At 65.3% G+C, this 17648-nt stretch carries 16 protein-coding genes; 11 read left to right on the top strand and 5 right to left on the bottom strand.

The window, feature by feature from the left end:
• Positions 1-5: 5 nt before the first annotated feature.
• Positions 6-1016, top strand: coding sequence for a GlxA family transcriptional regulator (locus LJ656_RS30625; RefSeq protein WP_230513213.1), 1011 nt, complete (start codon positions 6-8; stop codon positions 1014-1016).
• Positions 1017-1021: 5 nt separating this feature from the next.
• Here LJ656_RS30625 and LJ656_RS30620 read toward each other — a convergent pair whose 3' ends face one another.
• The gene (locus LJ656_RS30620) at positions 1022-1369 is read right to left on the bottom strand and encodes a type II toxin-antitoxin system RelE/ParE family toxin (protein ID WP_230513212.1); all 348 of its coding nucleotides are present in this window, start codon (positions 1367-1369) and stop codon (positions 1022-1024) included.
• Positions 1366-1668 (bottom strand): type II toxin-antitoxin system ParD family antitoxin, encoded by a 303-nt coding sequence (locus LJ656_RS30615; protein ID WP_230513211.1) that lies wholly within the window; start codon positions 1666-1668, stop codon positions 1366-1368. The genes LJ656_RS30620 and LJ656_RS30615 overlap by 4 nt, the downstream gene beginning before the upstream one ends.
• Positions 1669-1882: 214 nt before the next feature.
• Between LJ656_RS30615 and LJ656_RS30610 the strand changes: the two genes are divergently transcribed.
• On the top strand, positions 1883-3361 hold the full coding sequence (locus tag LJ656_RS30610; protein ID WP_230513210.1) for an alkaline phosphatase family protein: 1479 nt from the start codon (positions 1883-1885) through the stop codon (positions 3359-3361).
• A gap of 30 nt (positions 3362-3391) precedes the next feature.
• Here LJ656_RS30610 and LJ656_RS30605 read toward each other — a convergent pair whose 3' ends face one another.
• Positions 3392-4474: a GlxA family transcriptional regulator gene (locus LJ656_RS30605; protein WP_230513209.1), complete on the bottom strand. Its 1083-nt coding sequence runs from the start codon at positions 4472-4474 to the stop codon at positions 3392-3394.
• Positions 4475-4736: 262 nt separating this feature from the next.
• On the opposite strand from LJ656_RS30605, the gene LJ656_RS30600 reads away from it, so the two are divergent.
• The 6 genes from LJ656_RS30600 to LJ656_RS30575 all read left to right on the top strand — a co-directional run bounded on the left by LJ656_RS30600 (position 4737) and on the right by LJ656_RS30575 (position 11863).
• Positions 4737-6131 (top strand): L-serine ammonia-lyase, encoded by a 1395-nt coding sequence (locus LJ656_RS30600; protein ID WP_230513208.1) that lies wholly within the window; start codon positions 4737-4739, stop codon positions 6129-6131.
• A gap of 72 nt (positions 6132-6203) precedes the next feature.
• Positions 6204-7448, top strand: coding sequence for a sarcosine oxidase subunit beta family protein (locus LJ656_RS30595; protein ID WP_230513207.1), 1245 nt, complete (start codon positions 6204-6206; stop codon positions 7446-7448).
• 32 nt (positions 7449-7480) lie between these two features.
• The gene (locus LJ656_RS30590; protein WP_230513206.1) at positions 7481-7813 is read left to right on the top strand and encodes a sarcosine oxidase subunit delta; all 333 of its coding nucleotides are present in this window, start codon (positions 7481-7483) and stop codon (positions 7811-7813) included.
• Positions 7810-10812: a sarcosine oxidase subunit alpha family protein gene (locus tag LJ656_RS30585; RefSeq protein ID WP_230513205.1), complete on the top strand. Its 3003-nt coding sequence runs from the start codon at positions 7810-7812 to the stop codon at positions 10810-10812. The genes LJ656_RS30590 and LJ656_RS30585 overlap by 4 nt, the downstream gene beginning before the upstream one ends.
• On the top strand, positions 10802-11458 hold the full coding sequence (locus LJ656_RS30580) for a sarcosine oxidase subunit gamma (protein ID WP_230513204.1): 657 nt from the start codon (positions 10802-10804) through the stop codon (positions 11456-11458). The genes LJ656_RS30585 and LJ656_RS30580 overlap by 11 nt, the downstream gene beginning before the upstream one ends.
• Positions 11459-11599: 141 nt before the next feature.
• Complete coding sequence (locus LJ656_RS30575; RefSeq protein ID WP_230513203.1) at positions 11600-11863, top strand: hypothetical protein; 264 nt, start codon at positions 11600-11602, stop codon at positions 11861-11863.
• Between the two features lie 50 nt (positions 11864-11913).
• Here LJ656_RS30575 and ampC read toward each other — a convergent pair whose 3' ends face one another.
• Positions 11914-13095: a class C beta-lactamase gene (ampC, locus tag LJ656_RS30570; RefSeq protein ID WP_230513202.1), complete on the bottom strand. Its 1182-nt coding sequence runs from the start codon at positions 13093-13095 to the stop codon at positions 11914-11916.
• A 247-nt stretch (positions 13096-13342) separates the two neighbouring features.
• Between ampC and fdhA the strand changes: the two genes are divergently transcribed.
• Positions 13343-14545, top strand: a complete 1203-nt coding sequence (fdhA, locus tag LJ656_RS30565) for a formaldehyde dehydrogenase, glutathione-independent (protein ID WP_230513201.1) — start codon at positions 13343-13345, stop codon at positions 14543-14545.
• 79 nt (positions 14546-14624) lie between these two features.
• Here fdhA and LJ656_RS30560 read toward each other — a convergent pair whose 3' ends face one another.
• Entirely contained in the window at positions 14625-15623 is a 999-nt protein-coding gene (locus LJ656_RS30560; protein WP_230513200.1) for a GlxA family transcriptional regulator, read from the bottom strand.
• 427 nt (positions 15624-16050) lie between these two features.
• Here LJ656_RS30560 and LJ656_RS30555 point away from each other — a divergent pair, with 427 nt between their 5' ends.
• Together LJ656_RS30555 and LJ656_RS30550 are read left to right on the top strand one after the other, a co-directional pair.
• Entirely contained in the window at positions 16051-17022 is a 972-nt protein-coding gene (locus LJ656_RS30555) for a dipeptidase (protein ID WP_230513199.1), read from the top strand.
• A gap of 60 nt (positions 17023-17082) precedes the next feature.
• Positions 17083-17619, top strand: a complete 537-nt coding sequence (locus tag LJ656_RS30550) for a DUF5943 domain-containing protein (protein ID WP_230513198.1) — start codon at positions 17083-17085, stop codon at positions 17617-17619.
• The last annotated feature ends 29 nt before the right edge of the window (positions 17620-17648 follow it).

The raw sequence follows: 17648 nt of genomic DNA, 5'->3' as shown, positions 1-17648 counted from the left end.
CGCCGATGAAGCGCGACACGCTCACCGCAGTCGGCGCCGCTCGGCCCGAGGGGGCCGATCCGCGGCTCGCCAAGGTTGCGCACGTCGGCTTTCTGACCTTGCCGAACTTCTCGATGATCGCGTTCACGAGCGCGGTCGAAGTGCTTCGGATGGCGAACTATGTGGGCCGCGCGCAGCATTACCGCTGGTCGGTGATCACGCCGGACGGCGAAGCGGCCCCCGCGAGCAACGGCATCACGGTGAAGCCGACCACCACGCTCGCCGAGGCCGGCGTGCCGGATCTGCTGTTCGTCTGTGCCGGCTGGCACGTGCGCGACTACGTGACCGATACGGTGGTCGCGCTGCTGCGCGAGCTTGCCGCGCAACAGGTGCCGCTCGGCGGGATCTGCACCGGACCGTACGCGCTGCTCGCGGCCGGCGTGCTCGACGGCTATCGCGCGACCGTGCATTGGGAGGACATGTCGCCGCTGCATCAGCGCTATCCGCACGTGCGTTTCGCCGACGAGCTGTTCGTGATCGACCGCGACCGGCTGACCTGCACCGGCGGTACCGCGCCGCTCGATCTGATGCTGCATCTGGTCGGCTTGCGGCTCGGCCAGGCGGCGGCCGCACAGGTGTCGGAGCAGTTCATCGTCGAGCGGATTCGCGGCTCGACCGACTATCAGCACATCCCGGTCGATGCGCGGGTCGGCTTTTCGCGGGCGGAACTGGTCGAAGTGGTGCGGCTGATGGAAGCCAATATCGAGGAGCCGTTATCGCTCGACGAACTCGCGCGGCTCGTCAAGCTGTCGCAGCGTCATTTGCAGCGGATGTTCAAGATGTTCCTGAACGTGTCGCCGACGCATTACTACCTGAGCTTGAGATTGCGCCGCGCGCGCGAACTGCTGCGCAATACCGATGCGTCGATCGCGCGGGTGACGGCGGTGTGCGGTTTTCATTCGCCGTGTCATTTCAGCAAGGCGTATCGCGCGCAGTTCGGACATGCGCCGAGTGTCGAGCGGCGAGTGCCGGGGTAGGATTTTCATGAGCTGGGGATGTGCAGCGCCGGGTCCATTGCATCGTGGAGGATGCGCACTACGTCGAGCACGCGGGTTTCGTCGCTGACAACCCGGAACATCACGAAATGCCGGCCTTTGCGGCCTTTTCTGGCCACATGGAGGGTCAACAGGCCTGGCGCGATGTCGTCACGCGCGGCCACACCCGTCAGCGCTGGGCCTGCGGCCATGTCCCTAAGCGTGCTGCGGAGCGTTTGGGAATAAACGCGCGCCTGCTGCGGCCCGAATTCGCGGGTCGTCCATCCGATGATGCGGCTGAAGTCGTCTTGCGCGACGGTTGAAACCCGAACGGTCCAGACGGCTCTTGCAGTCACGGCTTGCCCTTGTTGGCGCGCTCGGCTTCGATAATGGATTCCGTCAGATCCTTGAAGTGCCGATCGAGGTCGTCGGGCGAGGCGAAGGCACGCAGCCTGCCTGCCTCGATGTCTGCGATACCCAGGCGGGCAGCCTCGCGCAACGCTGAGAGTTTGGCGGCGGTTTCGGCTTCCGCACGCTCGATCAGCCGGAGTCCGTCGCGTAGGACCTCACTTGCGTTCTGGTAGCGTCCGGATGTCACGAGTCGGTCAACCAGCGCGGCTTGATGATCGGTCAATACAACGTTGCGGGTCGGCATGGCAATCCCCTGAATGAAATCGCGATTGGCATATTATGCCATCAGTGCGAATCCTTGCGCCGATTGACGCGCAACCATTGCGGGTTTCAGGCCCACCGCTTGCTGCCACCAGCAGCCCGCCATCCCCACGCGACGGGCGCGTTTCGCTGCGCGGCAGTGCGGCAGCAACGCCGCAACGGCTCGCCCGCGCCGCATCTGAACGAGGAGAGGTGTGATGGGAGACGACACTCACCCGTATCACGGCTACGCCCGGCGCCGCTTTCTTGCCGGGGTAGCCGCCGTGGCCGGCGGCGTCGCGCTGTCGGGCTGCGGTGGCGGGGGCGGCGGGATCTCGGACGGCGGCGGCGCGCCCGCGCCGTCGGTCACCGATCTGCCGTCGCCCGACGGCGCCGACCGCTACAGCCTGCCGCGCCCCACGCTGCCCGCGCCGGCCAGTTCGGGCATCGACTTCATCGTGTTGGTCACGATGGAAAACCGCTCGTTCGATCACTACCTCGGCTGGGTCCCCAACGCCGAGGGCCGGCCCGCCAACCAGCAGTTCAAGGACGCGTTCGGCACAACGCAAACGCCGTTTTCGCTCGCGGCAAACGCCGCATACGGCTATCAGGCGTGCGCGTACCAGGACCCCAATCACAGTTACGACGGCGCCCGCACGCAACTGGCATCAGGCGAGATGAACGGCTGGCTGCTCACGCCGGGCACCAGCCTGCACCCGGGCGACCTGCTGCCGATCGGCTACTACGAGTCGGCCGATCTGCCGTTTTTCAACGCGGTCGCCAGTCACTACACGATTGGCGATTTCTACTTCAGCGGGATCCTGACCAGCACCTTTCCGAATCGCCTGTATCTGCACAGCGGCGCGACGGACCGGCTCGACGACCGCATCGACACGAGCTCGCTCGCGACGATCTGGGACCGGCTCAGCGACGCCAATGTGGACGGCAACTACTACTATCGCGACGTGCCGTTCACCGCGCTGTACGGCACCCGCTATCTCGGCATTTCGCGGCCGTTCACGGACTTCCTCAGCCAGGCGGCGACCGGCACGCTGCCGGCGTTCAGCATGGTCGACCCGGCGTTCGCGGGCGAGCAGACCGGCGTGTCCGGCGACGATCATCCGCACGCGGACATCCGCAACGGCCAGGCGTTTCTCGCTCAGGTCTACGAAGCGCTGCGCACGAGCCCGACGTGGAATCGCACGCTGATGATCGTCGTGTACGACGAATGGGGCGGTTTTGCCGACCACGTGGTACCGCCGACCCGGCTGGTCAGCAACAGCGAGCATGCGCTCGGCAACGACGGCAAGCTCGGCTTCCGGGTGCCGCTCGCGCTGTTGGGGCCGCGCGTGCCCGCGGGTGCGGTCACCCGTTATCCGTTCGATCCGAGTTCGATTCATGCGCTGCTGCAATGGCGCTTCGGCTTGCAGCCGCTCGGCGTACGCGGCAACGACACGGCGACCGTCAATCTCGCCTATGCGCTCGATTTCAACGCCGCGCCGCGTAACGACGCCCCCGCGTTCGCGGTGCCGCAAGGGCCGTTCGGCGGCAGTTGTTCGCTGACGCCCGCCGCGCCGCCGTCGGGTTCGGTCGCGGCGATCGATCAATCGCAACGCGCGCTCAATCCGACCGTGGACCGCTTCGAGCAACTGCGCGCGAAGGCGGCTTTGTCAGGATTCCAGACCAGCGGCGGCTAAGCGTCGCTTGAACAAACCGGCTTGTGCTCGTCAGATCGCCTGCGCGCGGCCGGGGAAGGTCTCGTCGTAACCCGAGCCGTCGTCCACCTCGGCGGCGGTGCCGCGCTGCTCGCGATACATGACTGGTGGGAGGCCGAACTGTTTGCGAAATTCGCGCCCGAGGTGCGACGCATCCGAGAAGCCGCAACTCGACGCGATATCGGCGACGGTCTTGTCGGAACTGGTCAGCAGCCACGCGGCGGTGCGCAGCCGCACCTGCTTCGCGTACGCCTGCGGCGCCTTGCCGGTCTGCGCCTTGAACAGCCGTTCGAGCTGACGCGGCGACAGGTCGAGCTTGCGCGCGAGTTCGTCGAGCGACAGCGCGCGGCCCACGTGCTGCTCCATCAGCAGGATCGCGCGCTTGACCTTCGGATGCGCGGCCGGCGCGAGACCGGGCGGATGCGGCTGCGGCGCGTTGCCTTTCTGCAGATCGTCGACCAGCAGGATGCGCAGCGCTTTTTGCACGGTGGCGGTTTCGAAGTGGCGCAGCAGGATCGCGGCGGCGACGTCGATCGATGCGCGCCCGCCCGAGCAGGTGATGCGCCGCCGGTCGATCACGAACAGGCGGTCGGCCACCAGCATATCTTCGTCGACCGCCGGAAAGCGCTCGATGAAATCCCAGTAGTGAAACCAGCTTACGCAGATCCGGTGGCCGTCGAGCACGCCCGCGCGCATCAGCGAGAACACGCCGGTGCACATGCCGACCAGCGTCGCGTCGCGCGCGGCGGCGCGGCGGATGAACGCGAGCGTCGCGTCGCTGGTCGGGGGACCCGAGTGCAGCAGGCCGCCGACCACCACGACGTAGTCGAACGGCTCGGCGCTCTCGAAGGTTTCCCACGGCGTGATCTGGATTCCGCAACTCGCGCGCACCGGTGCCAGGGTTTCCCCGATCACGCTCCATGAACAGCGCACCGGCTTGCTGAAGTCGCCTTCGTCGGCGGACAGGCGCAGCAGGTCGACGAAACCCGAGAACGCGGTCAGCGTGAAGTTCGGCAGCAGGATGATGCCGAAGCGGATGCGCTGCTTCGGCGCGCCGTCGAGCGATTGAAGGGGAAGCGAGTCAGCGGGATTCATGCGCGCGGCCGGTCGGCGAGAAAGAGAGCGGAAGCGTACCAGCAACCAAAAAACCTCTGCAAATGCGTGCAACAAGCATAGCACCGGGTCGGCGCGAAAAAATTCTCCGCGCCCCCCGCCCACAGCCGCATTGACGGCGCTATCCCAGCGCGATGCCGTTTTTGTTCTATCGACCGGTTTCTGGCTGCGGTCCAATAAGCGCACAGTCAACCCGGCATCGCAACGCCCCCAACGCTTCAATACCCCCGCGCAAAGGCCAGCCATGAACGTCAGCGTCTTCGATCTGTTCAAGATCGGCATCGGTCCCTCCAGCTCGCATACGGTCGGGCCGATGATCGCCGCGTGCCGCTTCGCGTCGCATATCGAGGACGCGAACCTGCTCGGCTTCGTGCGCCGCGTGCGGGCCGAGCTGTTCGGCTCGCTCGGCGCGACCGGCAAGGGACACGGCACCGACAAGGCGGTGCTGCTCGGCCTCGAAGGCAATCTGCCCGACCTGATCGACCCCGATCTGATCGAGCCGCGGCTGCGCGCGATCCGCGAGACCAGACAGTTGAACCTGCTCGGCAAGCAGCCGATCGCTTTCGACGAGCGCGAGCATCTCGGCTTCTATCGCAAGCTGATGCCGGGCGCGCCCGGTTCGAGCGTCGTGCATCCGAACGGGATGCGCTTCCACGCGTTCGACGAGAACGGGCAGTTGCTGGTGGAGAAGGAGTATTACTCGATCGGCGGCGGCTTCGTCGTCAATCGCGAAGGCGACCGCGTAAACGGTCTGCGCGCGGGCGCGCAAGTGCCGTACCCGTTTCGCACCGGCGACGACCTGATGCGCGTATGCCGCGACAGCGGTCTGTCGATCGCGGCGGTCACGCTGGCCAACGAATGCGCGATGCGGCCCGAGCACGAGGTGCGTGAAGGACTGCTGGCGATCTGGCGCACGATGGCCGCCTGCGTCGAGCGCGGCTGCCACGCGCACGGCGAGCTGCCCGGCCCGATGCACGTGAAGCGCCGCGCGGCCGGCCTGTGCGTGCAATTGCGCACGCGCTCCGAGGAATCGCTGCGCGATCCACTGTCGATGCTCGACTGGGTCAATCTGTACGCGATGGCCGTCAACGAGGAAAACGCAGCCGGCGGCCGTGTCGTCACCGCGCCGACCAACGGCGCGGCCGGCGTGATCCCGGCGGTGCTGCACTACTACGTGAAGTTCATGCATGCGTCGAGCGACACCGGCATCGTCGAATTTCTGCTGACCGCCGCGGCGATCGGAATCATCTACAAGGAAACCGCGTCGATCTCGGGCGCCGAGGTCGGCTGCCAGGGCGAGGTGGGCGTGGCCTGCTCGATGGCCGCCGCCGCGCTCGCGGCGGTGATGGGCGGCACCGCCGCCCAGGTCGAGAACGCCGCCGAGATCGGCATGGAACACAACCTGGGGATGACCTGCGACCCGGTCGGCGGACTCGTGCAGATTCCGTGCATCGAGCGCAACGCGATGGGCGCGATCAAGGCGATCAACGCCGCGCGGATGGCGATGAAGGGCGACGGCAAGCACGTGGTGTCGCTCGACAGCGTAATCCGCACGATGCGCGAAACCGGCGCCGATATGAAGACCAAGTACAAGGAGACGTCGCGCGGCGGGCTGGCCGTGAACGTCATCGAATGTTGAACCGCGGTTGAATCGCTTCTGAACCGCTTTGCACCGCTACACCGCACCAGCGAAACCGCCAAAGGAACCACGATGAGCCGCTATTCGATCTTCAGCCTGTTGCGCAACGGGATGTCGTACCACGAGAACTGGGAGCGGCAGTGGCGCAGTCCCGAGCCTAAAACCGAGTACGACGTGGTGATCGTCGGCGGCGGCGGGCACGGTCTGGCGACCGCGTACTACCTCGCGAAAGAGCACGGCGTGCGCAACGTCGCGGTGCTCGAGAAGGGCTGGATCGGCGGCGGCAATACCGCGCGCAATACCACGATCGTGCGCTCGAACTATCTGTGGGACGAATCCGCGGCGCTCTACGAAAAAGCGATGAAGCTGTGGGAAGGACTCGCGCAGGATCTGAACTACAACGTGATGTTCAGCCAGCGCGGCGTGATGAATCTCGCCCATACATTGCAGGACGTGCGCGACACCGAACGCCGCGTCAACGCGAACCGTCTGAACGGCGTCGATGCCGAATTCCTGACGCCCGCGCAGATCAAGGAAATCGAACCGACGATCAATCTGAACAGCCGCTACCCGGTGCTCGGCGCGTCGATCCAGCGGCGCGGCGGCGTCGCGCGTCACGACGCGGTCGCGTGGGGTTATGCGCGCGGCGCGGATCAGGCCGGCGTCGATATCGTGCAGAACTGCCAGGTCACCGGGATTCGCCGCAACGGCAGCCAGGTGACCGGTGTCGATACGACCAAGGGCTTCATCAAGGCGAAGAAGGTCGCGGTGGTCGCGGCCGGCAATACCACCACGCTCGCCGACATGGCCGGCATCCGTCTGCCGCTCGAAAGCCATCCGTTGCAGGCGCTGGTGTCAGAGCCGATCAAACCGGTCGTCAATACGGTGGTGATGTCGAACGCGGTGCACGCGTATATCAGCCAGTCCGACAAGGGCGATCTGGTGATCGGCGCCGGTGTCGATCAATACACCGGCTTCGGCCAGCGCGGCAGCTTCCAGATCATCGAAGGCACGCTCGAGGCGATCGTCGAAATGTTCCCGGTGTTTTCGCGGGTGCGGATGAACCGCCAGTGGGGCGGCATCGTCGACGTGTCGCCGGACGCGTGCCCGATCATCAGCAAGACCGACGTGAAGGGCCTGTATTTCAACTGTGGATGGGGGACCGGCGGCTTCAAGGCGACGCCGGGATCGGGTTGGGCGTATGCGCACACGATCGCCAGAGACGAGCCGCATCCGCTGAACGCGCCGTTCTCGCTGGACCGCTTCTATACCGGCCACCTGATCGACGAACACGGCGCCGCGGCGGTCGCGCACTAACGCCGCCCGATGCAACGAAGAGGAGAACACAGATGCTGCTGATCGAATGCCCGTGGTGCGGTCCGCGCGCCGAAAGCGAATTCACCTGCGGCGGCGAAGCCGATATCGCCCGGCCGCTCAATACCGAAACACTGAGCGACAAGGAATGGGGCGACTACCTGTTCATGCGCAAGAACCCGCGCGGCGTGCATCGCGAGCAATGGCTGCACACCCAGGGCTGCCGCCGCTGGTTCATCGCGCAGCGCGACACGGTCAGCTACGCGTTCCAGGGCTACGACACGTTCGAGCGGCCGCTGCTCGCGCAGGACGCACCGACGGTTAATCAGGCACAGACAGGCCAGTCACAAGAGGGCAAAGCATCATGAGCCAGAAAGACCGACTCCCCAGCGGCGGGCGCATCAATCGCGCGATCGCTCTGAGCTTCACGTTCAACGGCGTCGCCTATCAGGGCTACCAGGGCGACACGCTGGCGTCCGCGCTGCTCGCGAACGGGCTGCGCTTCGTCGCGCGCAGCTGGAAGTATCACCGGCCGCGCGGCATCATCACCGCCGGCGTCGAGGAGCCGAACGCGGTCGTGCAGCTCGAAACCGGCGCATACACGGTGCCGAATGCGCGCGCGACCGAAGTGGAGCTGTATCAGGGGCTCGTTGCGACCAGCGTGAACGCGAAGCCGAGCATCGAGAAAGACCGCATGGCGATCAACCAGAAGTTCGCGCGCTTCATTCCGGCGGGCTTCTACTACAAGACCTTCATGTGGCCGCGCAAATTCTGGCCGAAGTACGAAGAAGTGATTCGCGACGCGGCCGGTCTCGGCACCGCGCCGACCCAGCGCGACGCGAACCGCTACGACAAGTGCTTTGCGCATTGCGACGTGCTGGTGGTCGGCGGCGGCTCGAGCGGCCTCGCGGCCGCGCACGCGGCGGCGCTATCCGGCGCGCGCGTGACCTTGGTCGACGATCAGCCCGAACTCGGCGGCTCGCTGCTGTCGTGTCCGGCGACGATCGACGGCAAGCCGGCGCTGCAATGGGTGCAGAAAATCGAGGACGAATTGCGGCAAATGCCCGACGTGCGGATCCTGAGCCGCAGCACCGCGTTCGGCTATCAGGATCACAACCTCGTCACGGTCACGCAGCGCCTGACCGATCATCTGCCGGTTTCGCAACGCCACGGCACCCGCGAGCTGCTGTGGAAGATCCGCGCGAAGCGGGTGATTCTCGCGACCGGCGCGCACGAGCGCCCGATCGTGTTCGGCAATAACGATCTGCCGGGCGTGATGCTCGCGTCGGCGGTGTCGACCTATCTGCATCGCTATGCGGTGCTGCCGGGCCGCAACGCGGTCGTGTTCACCAATAACGACGACGGCTATCAATGCGCGCTCGATCTGAAAGCGGCCGGCGCGCAGGTGACCGTGGTCGATCCGCGCGCCGGCGAATCGAAGGGCACGCTGCCGACGCTCGCGCGCCGTCACGGCGTGAAGGTGCTGGCCGGCACGGTGGTCACCGCCGCGCACGGCAAGCTGCAGGTCGCGTCGGTGGATCTCGCCGCGTACGCGAACGGTCAGATCGGCGCGAGCCGGGGCCAACTGTCGTGCGATCTGCTGGCGATGTCGGGCGGCTGGAGCCCGGTGCTGCATCTGTTCGCGCAGTCGGGCGGCAAGGCGCACTGGCATGACGAGAAGGCCTGCTTCGTGCCGGGCAAGGCGATGCAGGCGGAAACCAGCGTCGGCGCATGCGCGGGCGACTTCGCGCTGGCCAGCGCGCTGCGCTTCGCGCTCGACGCCGGCGTCGAAGCGGCGCGCGCGGCCGGCTATATCGTCACGCGGCCGAACGCGGTGCAGGTCGCCGCGCAGACCGAGTCGAAGATGCAGCCGCTGTGGCTGGTCGGCGGACGCGACGAGGCCGCGCGCGGACCGAAGCAGTTCGTCGATTTCCAGAACGACGTGTCGGCGGCCGATATTTTCCTCGCCGCGCGCGAAGGCTTCGAATCGGTCGAACACGTGAAGCGCTATACCGCGATGGGCTTCGGCACCGATCAGGGCAAGCTCGGCAACATCAACGGGATGGCGATTCTCGCGCAGGCGCTCGGCAAGACGATCCCCGAAACCGGCACCACGACGTTCCGGCCGAACTACACGCCGGTCACGTTCGGCACTTTTGCCGGCCGCGAACTCGGCGAGTTTCTCGATCCGGTGCGCAAGACCGCGGTACACGAATGGCACGTGCAGCAGGGCGCCGCGTTCGAGGACGTCGGCAACTGGAAGCGCCCGTGGTACTACCCGAAGGCGGGCGAGGACATGCATGCGGCGGTCGCGCGCGAATCGCTGGCAGTGCGAACCAGTGTCGGCATTCTCGATGCATCGACGCTCGGCAAGATCGATCTGCAAGGCCCCGACGCCGCGAAGCTGCTGAACTGGGTCTATACGAATCCGTGGACCAAGCTCGAAGTGGGCAAGTGCCGCTACGGTTTGATGCTCGACGAAAACGGCATGATCTTCGACGACGGCGTGACCGTGCGCCTCGCCGAACAGCACTACATGATGACGACCACGACCGGCGGCGCCGCGCGCGTGCTGACGTGGCTCGAACGCTGGCTGCAAACCGAGTGGCCCGATATGCGCGTGCGGCTCGCGTCGGTCACCGACCATTGGGCGACCTTCGCGGTGGTGGGCCCGAACAGCCGCAAGGTATTGCAGAAGGTGTGCGAGGACATCGACTTCGCGAACGCGGCGTTCCCGTTCATGACCTATCGCGAAGGCACGGTGGCCGGCGTGGCGGCGCGCGTGATGCGCATCAGCTTCTCGGGCGAACTCGCGTATGAAGTGAACGTGCCGGCCAACGTCGGGCGCGCGGTGTGGGAAGCGTTGATGGCAGCGGGCGCCGAGTTCGACATCACGCCGTACGGCACCGAAACGATGCACGTGCTGCGCGCGGAGAAGGGCTACATCATCGTCGGCCAGGATACCGACGGCTCGATGACGCCGCACGATATCGGCATGGGCGGGCTGGTCGCGAAGTCGAAAGACTTTCTCGGCAAGCGTTCGCTGAGCCGTTCGGACACCGCCAAGGCGGGGCGCAAGCAGCTGGTCGGGCTATTGACCGAGGAGGCGTCGCTGGTGCTGCCGGAAGGCGCGCAGATCGTCGCCGGGCCGTTCCAGGGCGACACCGCGCCGATGCTCGGGCACGTGACATCGAGCTACTTCAGCCCGATCCTGAAGCGCTCGATTGCGATGGCGGTCGTCAAGGGCGGTCTCGACAGGATCGGCGATACGGTCACGATTGCCCTCGCGGGCGGCAAACAGATCAGCGCGAAGATCACCAGCCCGGTGTTCTACGACAGCGAAGGAGCACGTCAACATGTGGAATGAAGCTAGCAGCACGGTGTCGATCGTCGATCGCGCGGTCGGACGGCAAACCGGCGTGTGGCAGGAGTCGCCGCTGGTCGGCGTGGATGCGCTGCTCAAGCAGCATCAGGCTACGGCGACCGCCGCGTTCCGGCTCGATGAGCGGCCGTTTCTCGAACTCGTGAACGTGCGCGGCGATACCCGCGACGTGGCGTTCATGCACGCGGTCGAACAGGTGATCGGCTGCAAGCCGCCGGAAAAAGCCAATACGGTTGCGAGCGGCAACGGCTACCGGATCGTGTGGCTCGGCCCGGACGAGTGGCTGATCGGCTCGGCGGCCGCGCACGACGCGACCCGCGCCGCGCCGCTCGAAGCGAAACTGCGCGCGGCGTTCGCCGGCCTGTTCGCGTCGGCGGTCGATATCGGCAGCGGCTATACGGTGCTCGAAATCAGCGGCACGCGCACTCGCGACGTACTCGCGCGCGGCTGTCCGCTCGACCTGCATCCGAAGCTGTTCGGCGTCGGGCAGTGCGCGCAGAGCCACTATTTCAAGGCATCGATCACGTTGCTGCCGACCGGCGCGGACAGCTTCGAGATCGTCGTGCGGCGCAGCTTCGCGGATTACTTCGTGAAGATCATGCTCGATGCGGCCGAGCCGCTGAAGGGCTGAGCGTCGCCGTTGAAGGCAACTGCGCGATGAATGCGCGGAAAATGCGCGACGAATGCATGGCAAATGCCCGGCAAAGCGGTGGGCGGCGCGTAGCGCATCGCGCGCCGTTTGCCGCGAGTCGTCCGCTTGATTACGCCCACCATGAATTCGACCCGGGTTACGACCGCGCGGCTGACCGCGCTCGCGTGCGATCAGCACGACGCCGGCGCCGCGCTCGCGCTGCTCGATCAAAGCATCGCATTGCGGCACCGGCGCATCGCGCTGATTCGCTACCTGCTGGCAAAACGACTCGGCGCGCCGCTCGAAGCGCGCCATCATGCTTACGTCGAAAAGATCGCCGCGCGGCTGAGCACCGACGCGCTCGCGCGGATTGCCGGCGCGGCGCGGGCGAGGCTGCGCACGTAGAGGCGTTGCAGCTTTAACATCGCGCTGTGTTTTACGCGTTATTTCGCGCGTTATTTCGACTCCCCGGCCAGCGCCGTCAGAATCCGGTGCGCGGCCGCGACCCGTGCTTCATTCGGAATATTGCGGTTCGCCAGCATCACGATGCCGATCCGCTGTTGCGGCACGAACGCGACATACGCGCCGAAGCCATTCGTCGAACCGGTCTTGTTGATCCACACATTTTGCTGCGGCGGCAACGGTGGTTCGATCGCGGTCGCCGGCGTGCCGTTCAGAATCAACGCCAGCTTATTACCGGTTTCCAGCGTGCTCAGCGCGACCGGATACGGATACTGTTCCCAGATCAGATCCTGCGTGAACACGCTCGCCTGAAAGTAGCCGGTGTGCGTCGCGGTGATCGCCCGCTGCCAGCTGTCGTCGAGCGGGAGCAGGTTCATGTTCGCCTGCACGAAGCGCAGCAGGTCGGCCGCGTTGGTGCGGATGCCGTACGCTTCGGCGGACAGCATGCCGCCGCTCATGCGGATCGGCTTGTCGTCCTCCGCATAGCCCTGTGCATAGTCCGGCATTTTCGCGGCCGGCACATGCATAAAGGTGTTCTTCATCCCGAGCGCCGGAAATACCCGTTGCTCCATCAGCGCGGAGAAGTCCTGATTCATGCTCTTCGCGGTAATCAGCCCGAGCGTGCCGATCCCCGGATTCGAATAAGTACGGAACGTGCCGGGCGGATGCGCGGGTTGCCACGCGCGGAAGTACTCGAGCAATTGCGCGTTGTTGTGAATCTCGTCGGGCACCTGCAGCGGCAGACCGCCCGGCGTATGCGTGCCGAGATTGAGCAGACTGACCTTGCCGAACGGCGTGCCGCGCAGCGTCGGCAGATAACGCTCGGTGTCGTCCGTCAGCGACAGCTTGCCGTTCAGTTGCGCATACGACGCGAGCGTCGCGGTGAAAGTCTTGCTGATCGAACCGATCTCGAACAGCGTCGCGTCGGTTACCGGCTTGCCGGTCTGCGTCGACGCGACCCCGTAGTTGTACACGTACGGCTTGCCGTCATCGATCACGCCGACCGCCATTCCGGCGATCCGGTATTTCTCCATCAGCGGCTGGATCGCCGCATCGACCGTGGGTTTGAGCTGGCGCGCGGCGGCGTCGGCCGCATGGCTCGCGGGCGCCATCATGCAGAACGCAAACGCCGCGCAGCTAGCGGTCCTGATCAGGTTGAGCGCGTGGTGCTTCATCGGCAACGGGTCCTCCAGGTAAGTTGAACGGAAAGCGGGTGTCGAATGCAGGCGCGAACTATCGCGCTTTTGCGAGCCGCCGACAAACGAGGATTAGTTGCGCGGGGGTAAAGAAAAAGTTATGTCGGCTTCGGCCAAACTCGTGTCGGGTTCGGCACAGGCGTTCGCGCTGACCGGCACTACGCTCGTTGAACGGCGTCGCCGCGCACTTCGCGGGCGCGCCGCTCACGCACATGGAGACGAGACAATGAGCAGCAATCGCGGCGTCGTGTATCTGGGGCAGGGCAAGGTGCAAGTGCAGTCGATCGACTATCCGAAGATGGTCGATCCGCGCGGCCGGGCGATCGGCCACGGCGTGATCCTGAAAGTGGTGAGCACCAATATCTGCGGCTCGGATCAGCATATGGTGCGCGGCCGCACGACCGCCGAAGTCGGCCTCGTACTCGGTCACGAGATCACCGGAGAAGTGATCGAAATCGGCCGCGACGTGGAAACTTTGCAGATCGGCGATCTGGTGTCGGTGCCGTTCAATGTCGCGTGCGGACGCTGCCCGACCTGCAAATCGCAGCACACAGGAGTGTGTCTGAATGTGAACCCGGCGCGCGCCGGCGGCGCGTACGGTTATGTCGATATGGGCGGCTGGATCGGCGGCCAGGCCGAATACGTGATGGTCCCGTACGCGGACTTCAACCTGCTGAAATTCCCCGACCGCGCGCAAGCGATGGCGAAGATTCGCGATCTGACCTGCCTGTCTGACATCCTGCCGACCGGTTATCACGGCGCGGTGATGGCCGGCGTGAAGCCGGGCGCGACCGTCTATATCGCCGGCGCGGGACCGGTCGGGATGGCGGCCGCGGCATCGGCGCGGCTGCTCGGCGCGGCCTGCACGATCGTCGGCGACATGAACGAGGCGCGCCTCGCGCACGCGCGCGAGATGGGCTTTCAGACCATCAACCTGGCCAAAGACGCGACGCTCGGCGAGCAGATCGAACAGATCCTGCGCAAGCCCGAGGTGGATTGCGCGGTGGACTGCGTCGGCTTCGAAGCGCACGGTCACGGCAGCAGCGGCTCGCACGAAGAGGCGCCCGCCACCGTGCTCAATTCGCTGATGGAGATCACGCGCGCGGCCGGGGCGATCGGCATTCCGGGCCTATACGTAACCGACGATCCGGGTTCGGCCGACGCCGCCGCGCGGCGCGGCAGTCTGAGCCTGCGCTTCGGGCTCGGCTGGGCGAAGTCGCACTCGTTCCATACCGGGCAGACGCCGGTGATGAAATACAACCGCGACCTGATGCAGGCGATCTTGTGGGACCGGCTGCCGATCGCCGACATCGTCAACGTGACGGTGGTGTCGCTCGACGACGCGCCGGAAGGCTACCGGCAATTCGATGGCGGCGCGCCGAAGAAGTTTGTGCTGGACCCGCACGGGTTGTTGAAGAAGGCCGCGTGAGTCACGGGTAGCGCGGCGGCGGCCGGCGGGCCGCCGCCCGGCTATTCAGGCAGCGCGCCCGCCAACGGGCGTGCGTTTGTCACGCCGCCAGCACCGGCGGCGCGCTCCCCAACGACGGCGCCTGATTGCGCCGCTCGCGCGTCGGCGCGGTGCCGAACGCATCGCGATAGCTCTTCGAGAAGTGGCAGGCCGACTGGAAACCGCAGGCCATCGTGATGTGCATGATCGACATATCGGTCTGCAACAGCAGCTCGCGCGCGCGGCGCAGGCGCAGCGTCAGATAGTAGTGGGTCGGCGTCATTCCCAGATGCTCGCGGAACAGCCGCTGCAATTGCCGCTGCGACATGCCGGCCAGCCGCGCGAGTTCTTCGCGCGACAGCGGCTCCTCGATGTTGTTCTCCATCAGCGAGATCACTTCGAACAGCGACTTGTTGGCCGAGCCGAGCCGCGCGACCAGCGGCATCTTCTGTTGCGCGCTGGTGTCGCGCACGTGTTCGACGATGAACTGCTCGGCGATCTGGGTGACCCGCGCGGTGCCCACACGCGGCGCGATCAGGTTCAGCATCATGTCGAGCGGCGCGACACCGCCGGTACAGGTCACGCGATCGCGATCGACCACGAACAGTTCTTTCAGAAAGCGCGTGTCGGGAAACTCCTCTTTCAGCGCGCTCATGTTCTCCCAGTGAATCGCGCATGCGTAGCCGGCCAGCAGACCGGCGCGCGCGAGCGCATAAGTGCCCGTGCACAGACTGCCGAGCACGCAACCCATGCGCGCGAAGCGGCGCAGCGCGGACAGATGCTCGGAGGTGGTCGCGCGCTGCACGTCGATGCCGCCGACCACGAACACGATATCCGGCTGGCCCACGCATTCGGCCGGTCCGGTATCGACCGACAGACCGTTGCTCGCCGCCACCGGGCCGCCGGCCGGACTGACGATCGACCAGCGGTACAGCGGTTGTCCCGTCAGATAGTTCGCCATCCGCAGTACTTCGATCGCATTGGTGAACGCGATCATCGTGAAGTTGGGGAGCGGCATGAAGGCGAAATGCGACAACGACGCCGTGCGATCGGTGGACATGGGAACGGTGATTCCTGAGATGAATTATCGCGTCGCCGTGGGGAGCAGCGACTACGTGGATTTTGAATATCAGGGCAACTCCCGTGCCATCAGGCTAAACCCTTGGGCGTTCCGCATAAAACCCGCAAGAGCTAATTAAGCGTCACAGGAACTCGCACCGGTTGCGCGCATTCGCGCCTGCGAGACGCACTCGAACGGCGCGCGACAGTGCTATTTGCGGGCATGTCGGAAAGGGCTTTTCTGTGAACCCGGCGGGCGGGATCGGTAGAGCAGGCGGGCGGTCTGCCGCCGACTTGTCGAAAAAGGACGCGCATGGCGGAAAAGGTAAAGAACACGTCTGAATTCGTAAATTGACGCGCGCGCCCACCGTCAAGAATAGACGCAAGGCAACGGTGTTCCCATTTACTGAATCCGGTTGGAGCAAACGATGAGTCAACTGCACGAGAACAGCATCATCATCGATGGTCTGAACATTTCGAAGTTCGAGCGCTCGGTGTTCGAGGACATGCGTAAAGGCGGCGTGACCGCGGTGAACTGCACGGTCTCGGTATGGGAGAGCTTCCAGAAGACCGTCGACAACATCGCCGAAATGAAGCAGCAGATCCGCCAGTACAGCGAGATCCTGACGCTGGTGCGCACGACCGACGACATCCTGCGCGCGAAGAAAGAGAACAAAACCGGGATCATTTTCGGTTTCCAGAACGCCCATGCGTTCGAGGACAACCTCGGCTATATCGAAGCGTTCAAGGATCTCGGCGTGAACGTCGTGCAGCTTTGCTACAACACGCAGAACCTCGTCGGCACCGGCTGCTACGAGCGCGACGGCGGCCTGTCCGGTTACGGCCGCGAGGTGATCGAGGAAATGAACCGGGTCGGCATCATGGTCGACCTGTCGCATGTGGGCGGCAAGACTTCGTCCGAGGCCATCGCCGCGTCGAAAAAGCCGGTCTGCTATTCGCATTGCTGCCCGTCCGGGCTCAAGGAACATCCGCGCAACAAGAGCGACGAGCAACTGAAGGAAATCGCCGACGCCGGCGGCTTCGTCGGCGTGACGATGTTCGCGCCGTTCCTCAAGCGCGGCCCGGACGCGACCGTCGACGACTATCTGGAAGCGATCGACTACGTGGTGAACCTGATCGGCGAAGACCAGGTCGGCATCGGCACCGACTTCACGCAGGGCTACAGCACCGAGTTCTTCGACTGGATCACGCACGACAAGGGCCGCTATCGCCAGTTGACCAACTTCGGCAAGGTCGTCAATCCGGAAGGCATTCGCACGATCGGCGAGTTTCCGAACCTGACCGCCGCGATGGAACGCGCCGGCTGGAGCGAGACACGCATCCGCAAGATCATGGGCGAGAACTGGGTCCGGGTGTTCGGCGAAGTCTGGAAGGTCTGAAAAAACTGAACGGCCACTGCGCTCACATCGCACTCACTGCACCCATAACGGAGTTCCCCCATGCAACCGCAACTGCCGATCGACGTCGATCCGAACACCGGCGTCTGGACCACCGACTCGCTGCCGATGCTGTACGTGCCGCGCCATTTCTTCACCAACAACCATACGGCGGTCGAAGAAGCGCTCGGCCTCGACACCTACGCGGAGATCCTCTACCAGGCCGGCTACAAGTCCGCGTACTTCTGGTGCGACAAGGAAGCGAAGCAGCACGGCCTGAGCGGGATGGCGGTGTTCGAGCATTACCTGAACCGTCTGTCGCAGCGCGGCTGGGGGCTGTTCAGCATCATCGAAGCCGATCCGGCGAGCGCGCATGCACGGATCGAATTGCGCCATTCGTCGTTCGTGCTCGCGCAGCCGGGCAAGAGCGGCAAGCTCTGCTACATGTTCGCCGGCTGGTTCGCGGGCGCGATGGATTGGGTCAACGACAGCGCGTCCGACGGCGTCACGAAGGGGCCGCGCTCGCAATCGAAAGAAGCGCGCTGCGCGGCCGAGGGCCACGAGCACTGCGTGTTCGAAGTGTCGCCGCTCGCGGCGTAACACCGCCAGCATCAGGGGGCCAACCCCCG

It is taken from the genome of Paraburkholderia sejongensis (assembly GCF_020880815.1).
GTDB lineage: Bacteria > Pseudomonadota > Gammaproteobacteria > Burkholderiales > Burkholderiaceae > Paraburkholderia > Paraburkholderia sejongensis.
The sequence above is the reverse complement of the archived record's forward strand: the minus strand, read 5'-3'. Positions and strand labels throughout refer to the sequence as shown.

Coding starts and splice junctions, on each gene's coding strand:
- LJ656_RS30580 (WP_230513204.1), top strand. CDS start 10,802: ATGTGGAATGAAGCTAGCAGCACGGTGTCGATCGTCGATCGCGCGGTC.
- LJ656_RS30625 (WP_230513213.1), top strand. CDS start 6: ATGAAGCGCGACACGCTCACCGCAGTCGGCGCCGCTCGGCCCGAGGGG.
- LJ656_RS30600 (WP_230513208.1), top strand. CDS start 4,737: ATGAACGTCAGCGTCTTCGATCTGTTCAAGATCGGCATCGGTCCCTCC.
- LJ656_RS30615 (WP_230513211.1), bottom strand. CDS start 1,668: ATGCCGACCCGCAACGTTGTATTGACCGATCATCAAGCCGCGCTGGTT.
- ampC (WP_230513202.1), bottom strand. CDS start 13,095: ATGAAGCACCACGCGCTCAACCTGATCAGGACCGCTAGCTGCGCGGCG.
- LJ656_RS30560 (WP_230513200.1), bottom strand. CDS start 15,623: ATGTCCACCGATCGCACGGCGTCGTTGTCGCATTTCGCCTTCATGCCG.
- LJ656_RS30595 (WP_230513207.1), top strand. CDS start 6,204: ATGAGCCGCTATTCGATCTTCAGCCTGTTGCGCAACGGGATGTCGTAC.
- LJ656_RS30555 (WP_230513199.1), top strand. CDS start 16,051: ATGAGTCAACTGCACGAGAACAGCATCATCATCGATGGTCTGAACATT.
- LJ656_RS30585 (WP_230513205.1), top strand. CDS start 7,810: ATGAGCCAGAAAGACCGACTCCCCAGCGGCGGGCGCATCAATCGCGCG.
- LJ656_RS30610 (WP_230513210.1), top strand. CDS start 1,883: ATGGGAGACGACACTCACCCGTATCACGGCTACGCCCGGCGCCGCTTT.
- LJ656_RS30590 (WP_230513206.1), top strand. CDS start 7,481: ATGCTGCTGATCGAATGCCCGTGGTGCGGTCCGCGCGCCGAAAGCGAA.
- LJ656_RS30605 (WP_230513209.1), bottom strand. CDS start 4,474: ATGAATCCCGCTGACTCGCTTCCCCTTCAATCGCTCGACGGCGCGCCG.
- fdhA (WP_230513201.1), top strand. CDS start 13,343: ATGAGCAGCAATCGCGGCGTCGTGTATCTGGGGCAGGGCAAGGTGCAA.
- LJ656_RS30575 (WP_230513203.1), top strand. CDS start 11,600: ATGAATTCGACCCGGGTTACGACCGCGCGGCTGACCGCGCTCGCGTGC.
- LJ656_RS30550 (WP_230513198.1), top strand. CDS start 17,083: ATGCAACCGCAACTGCCGATCGACGTCGATCCGAACACCGGCGTCTGG.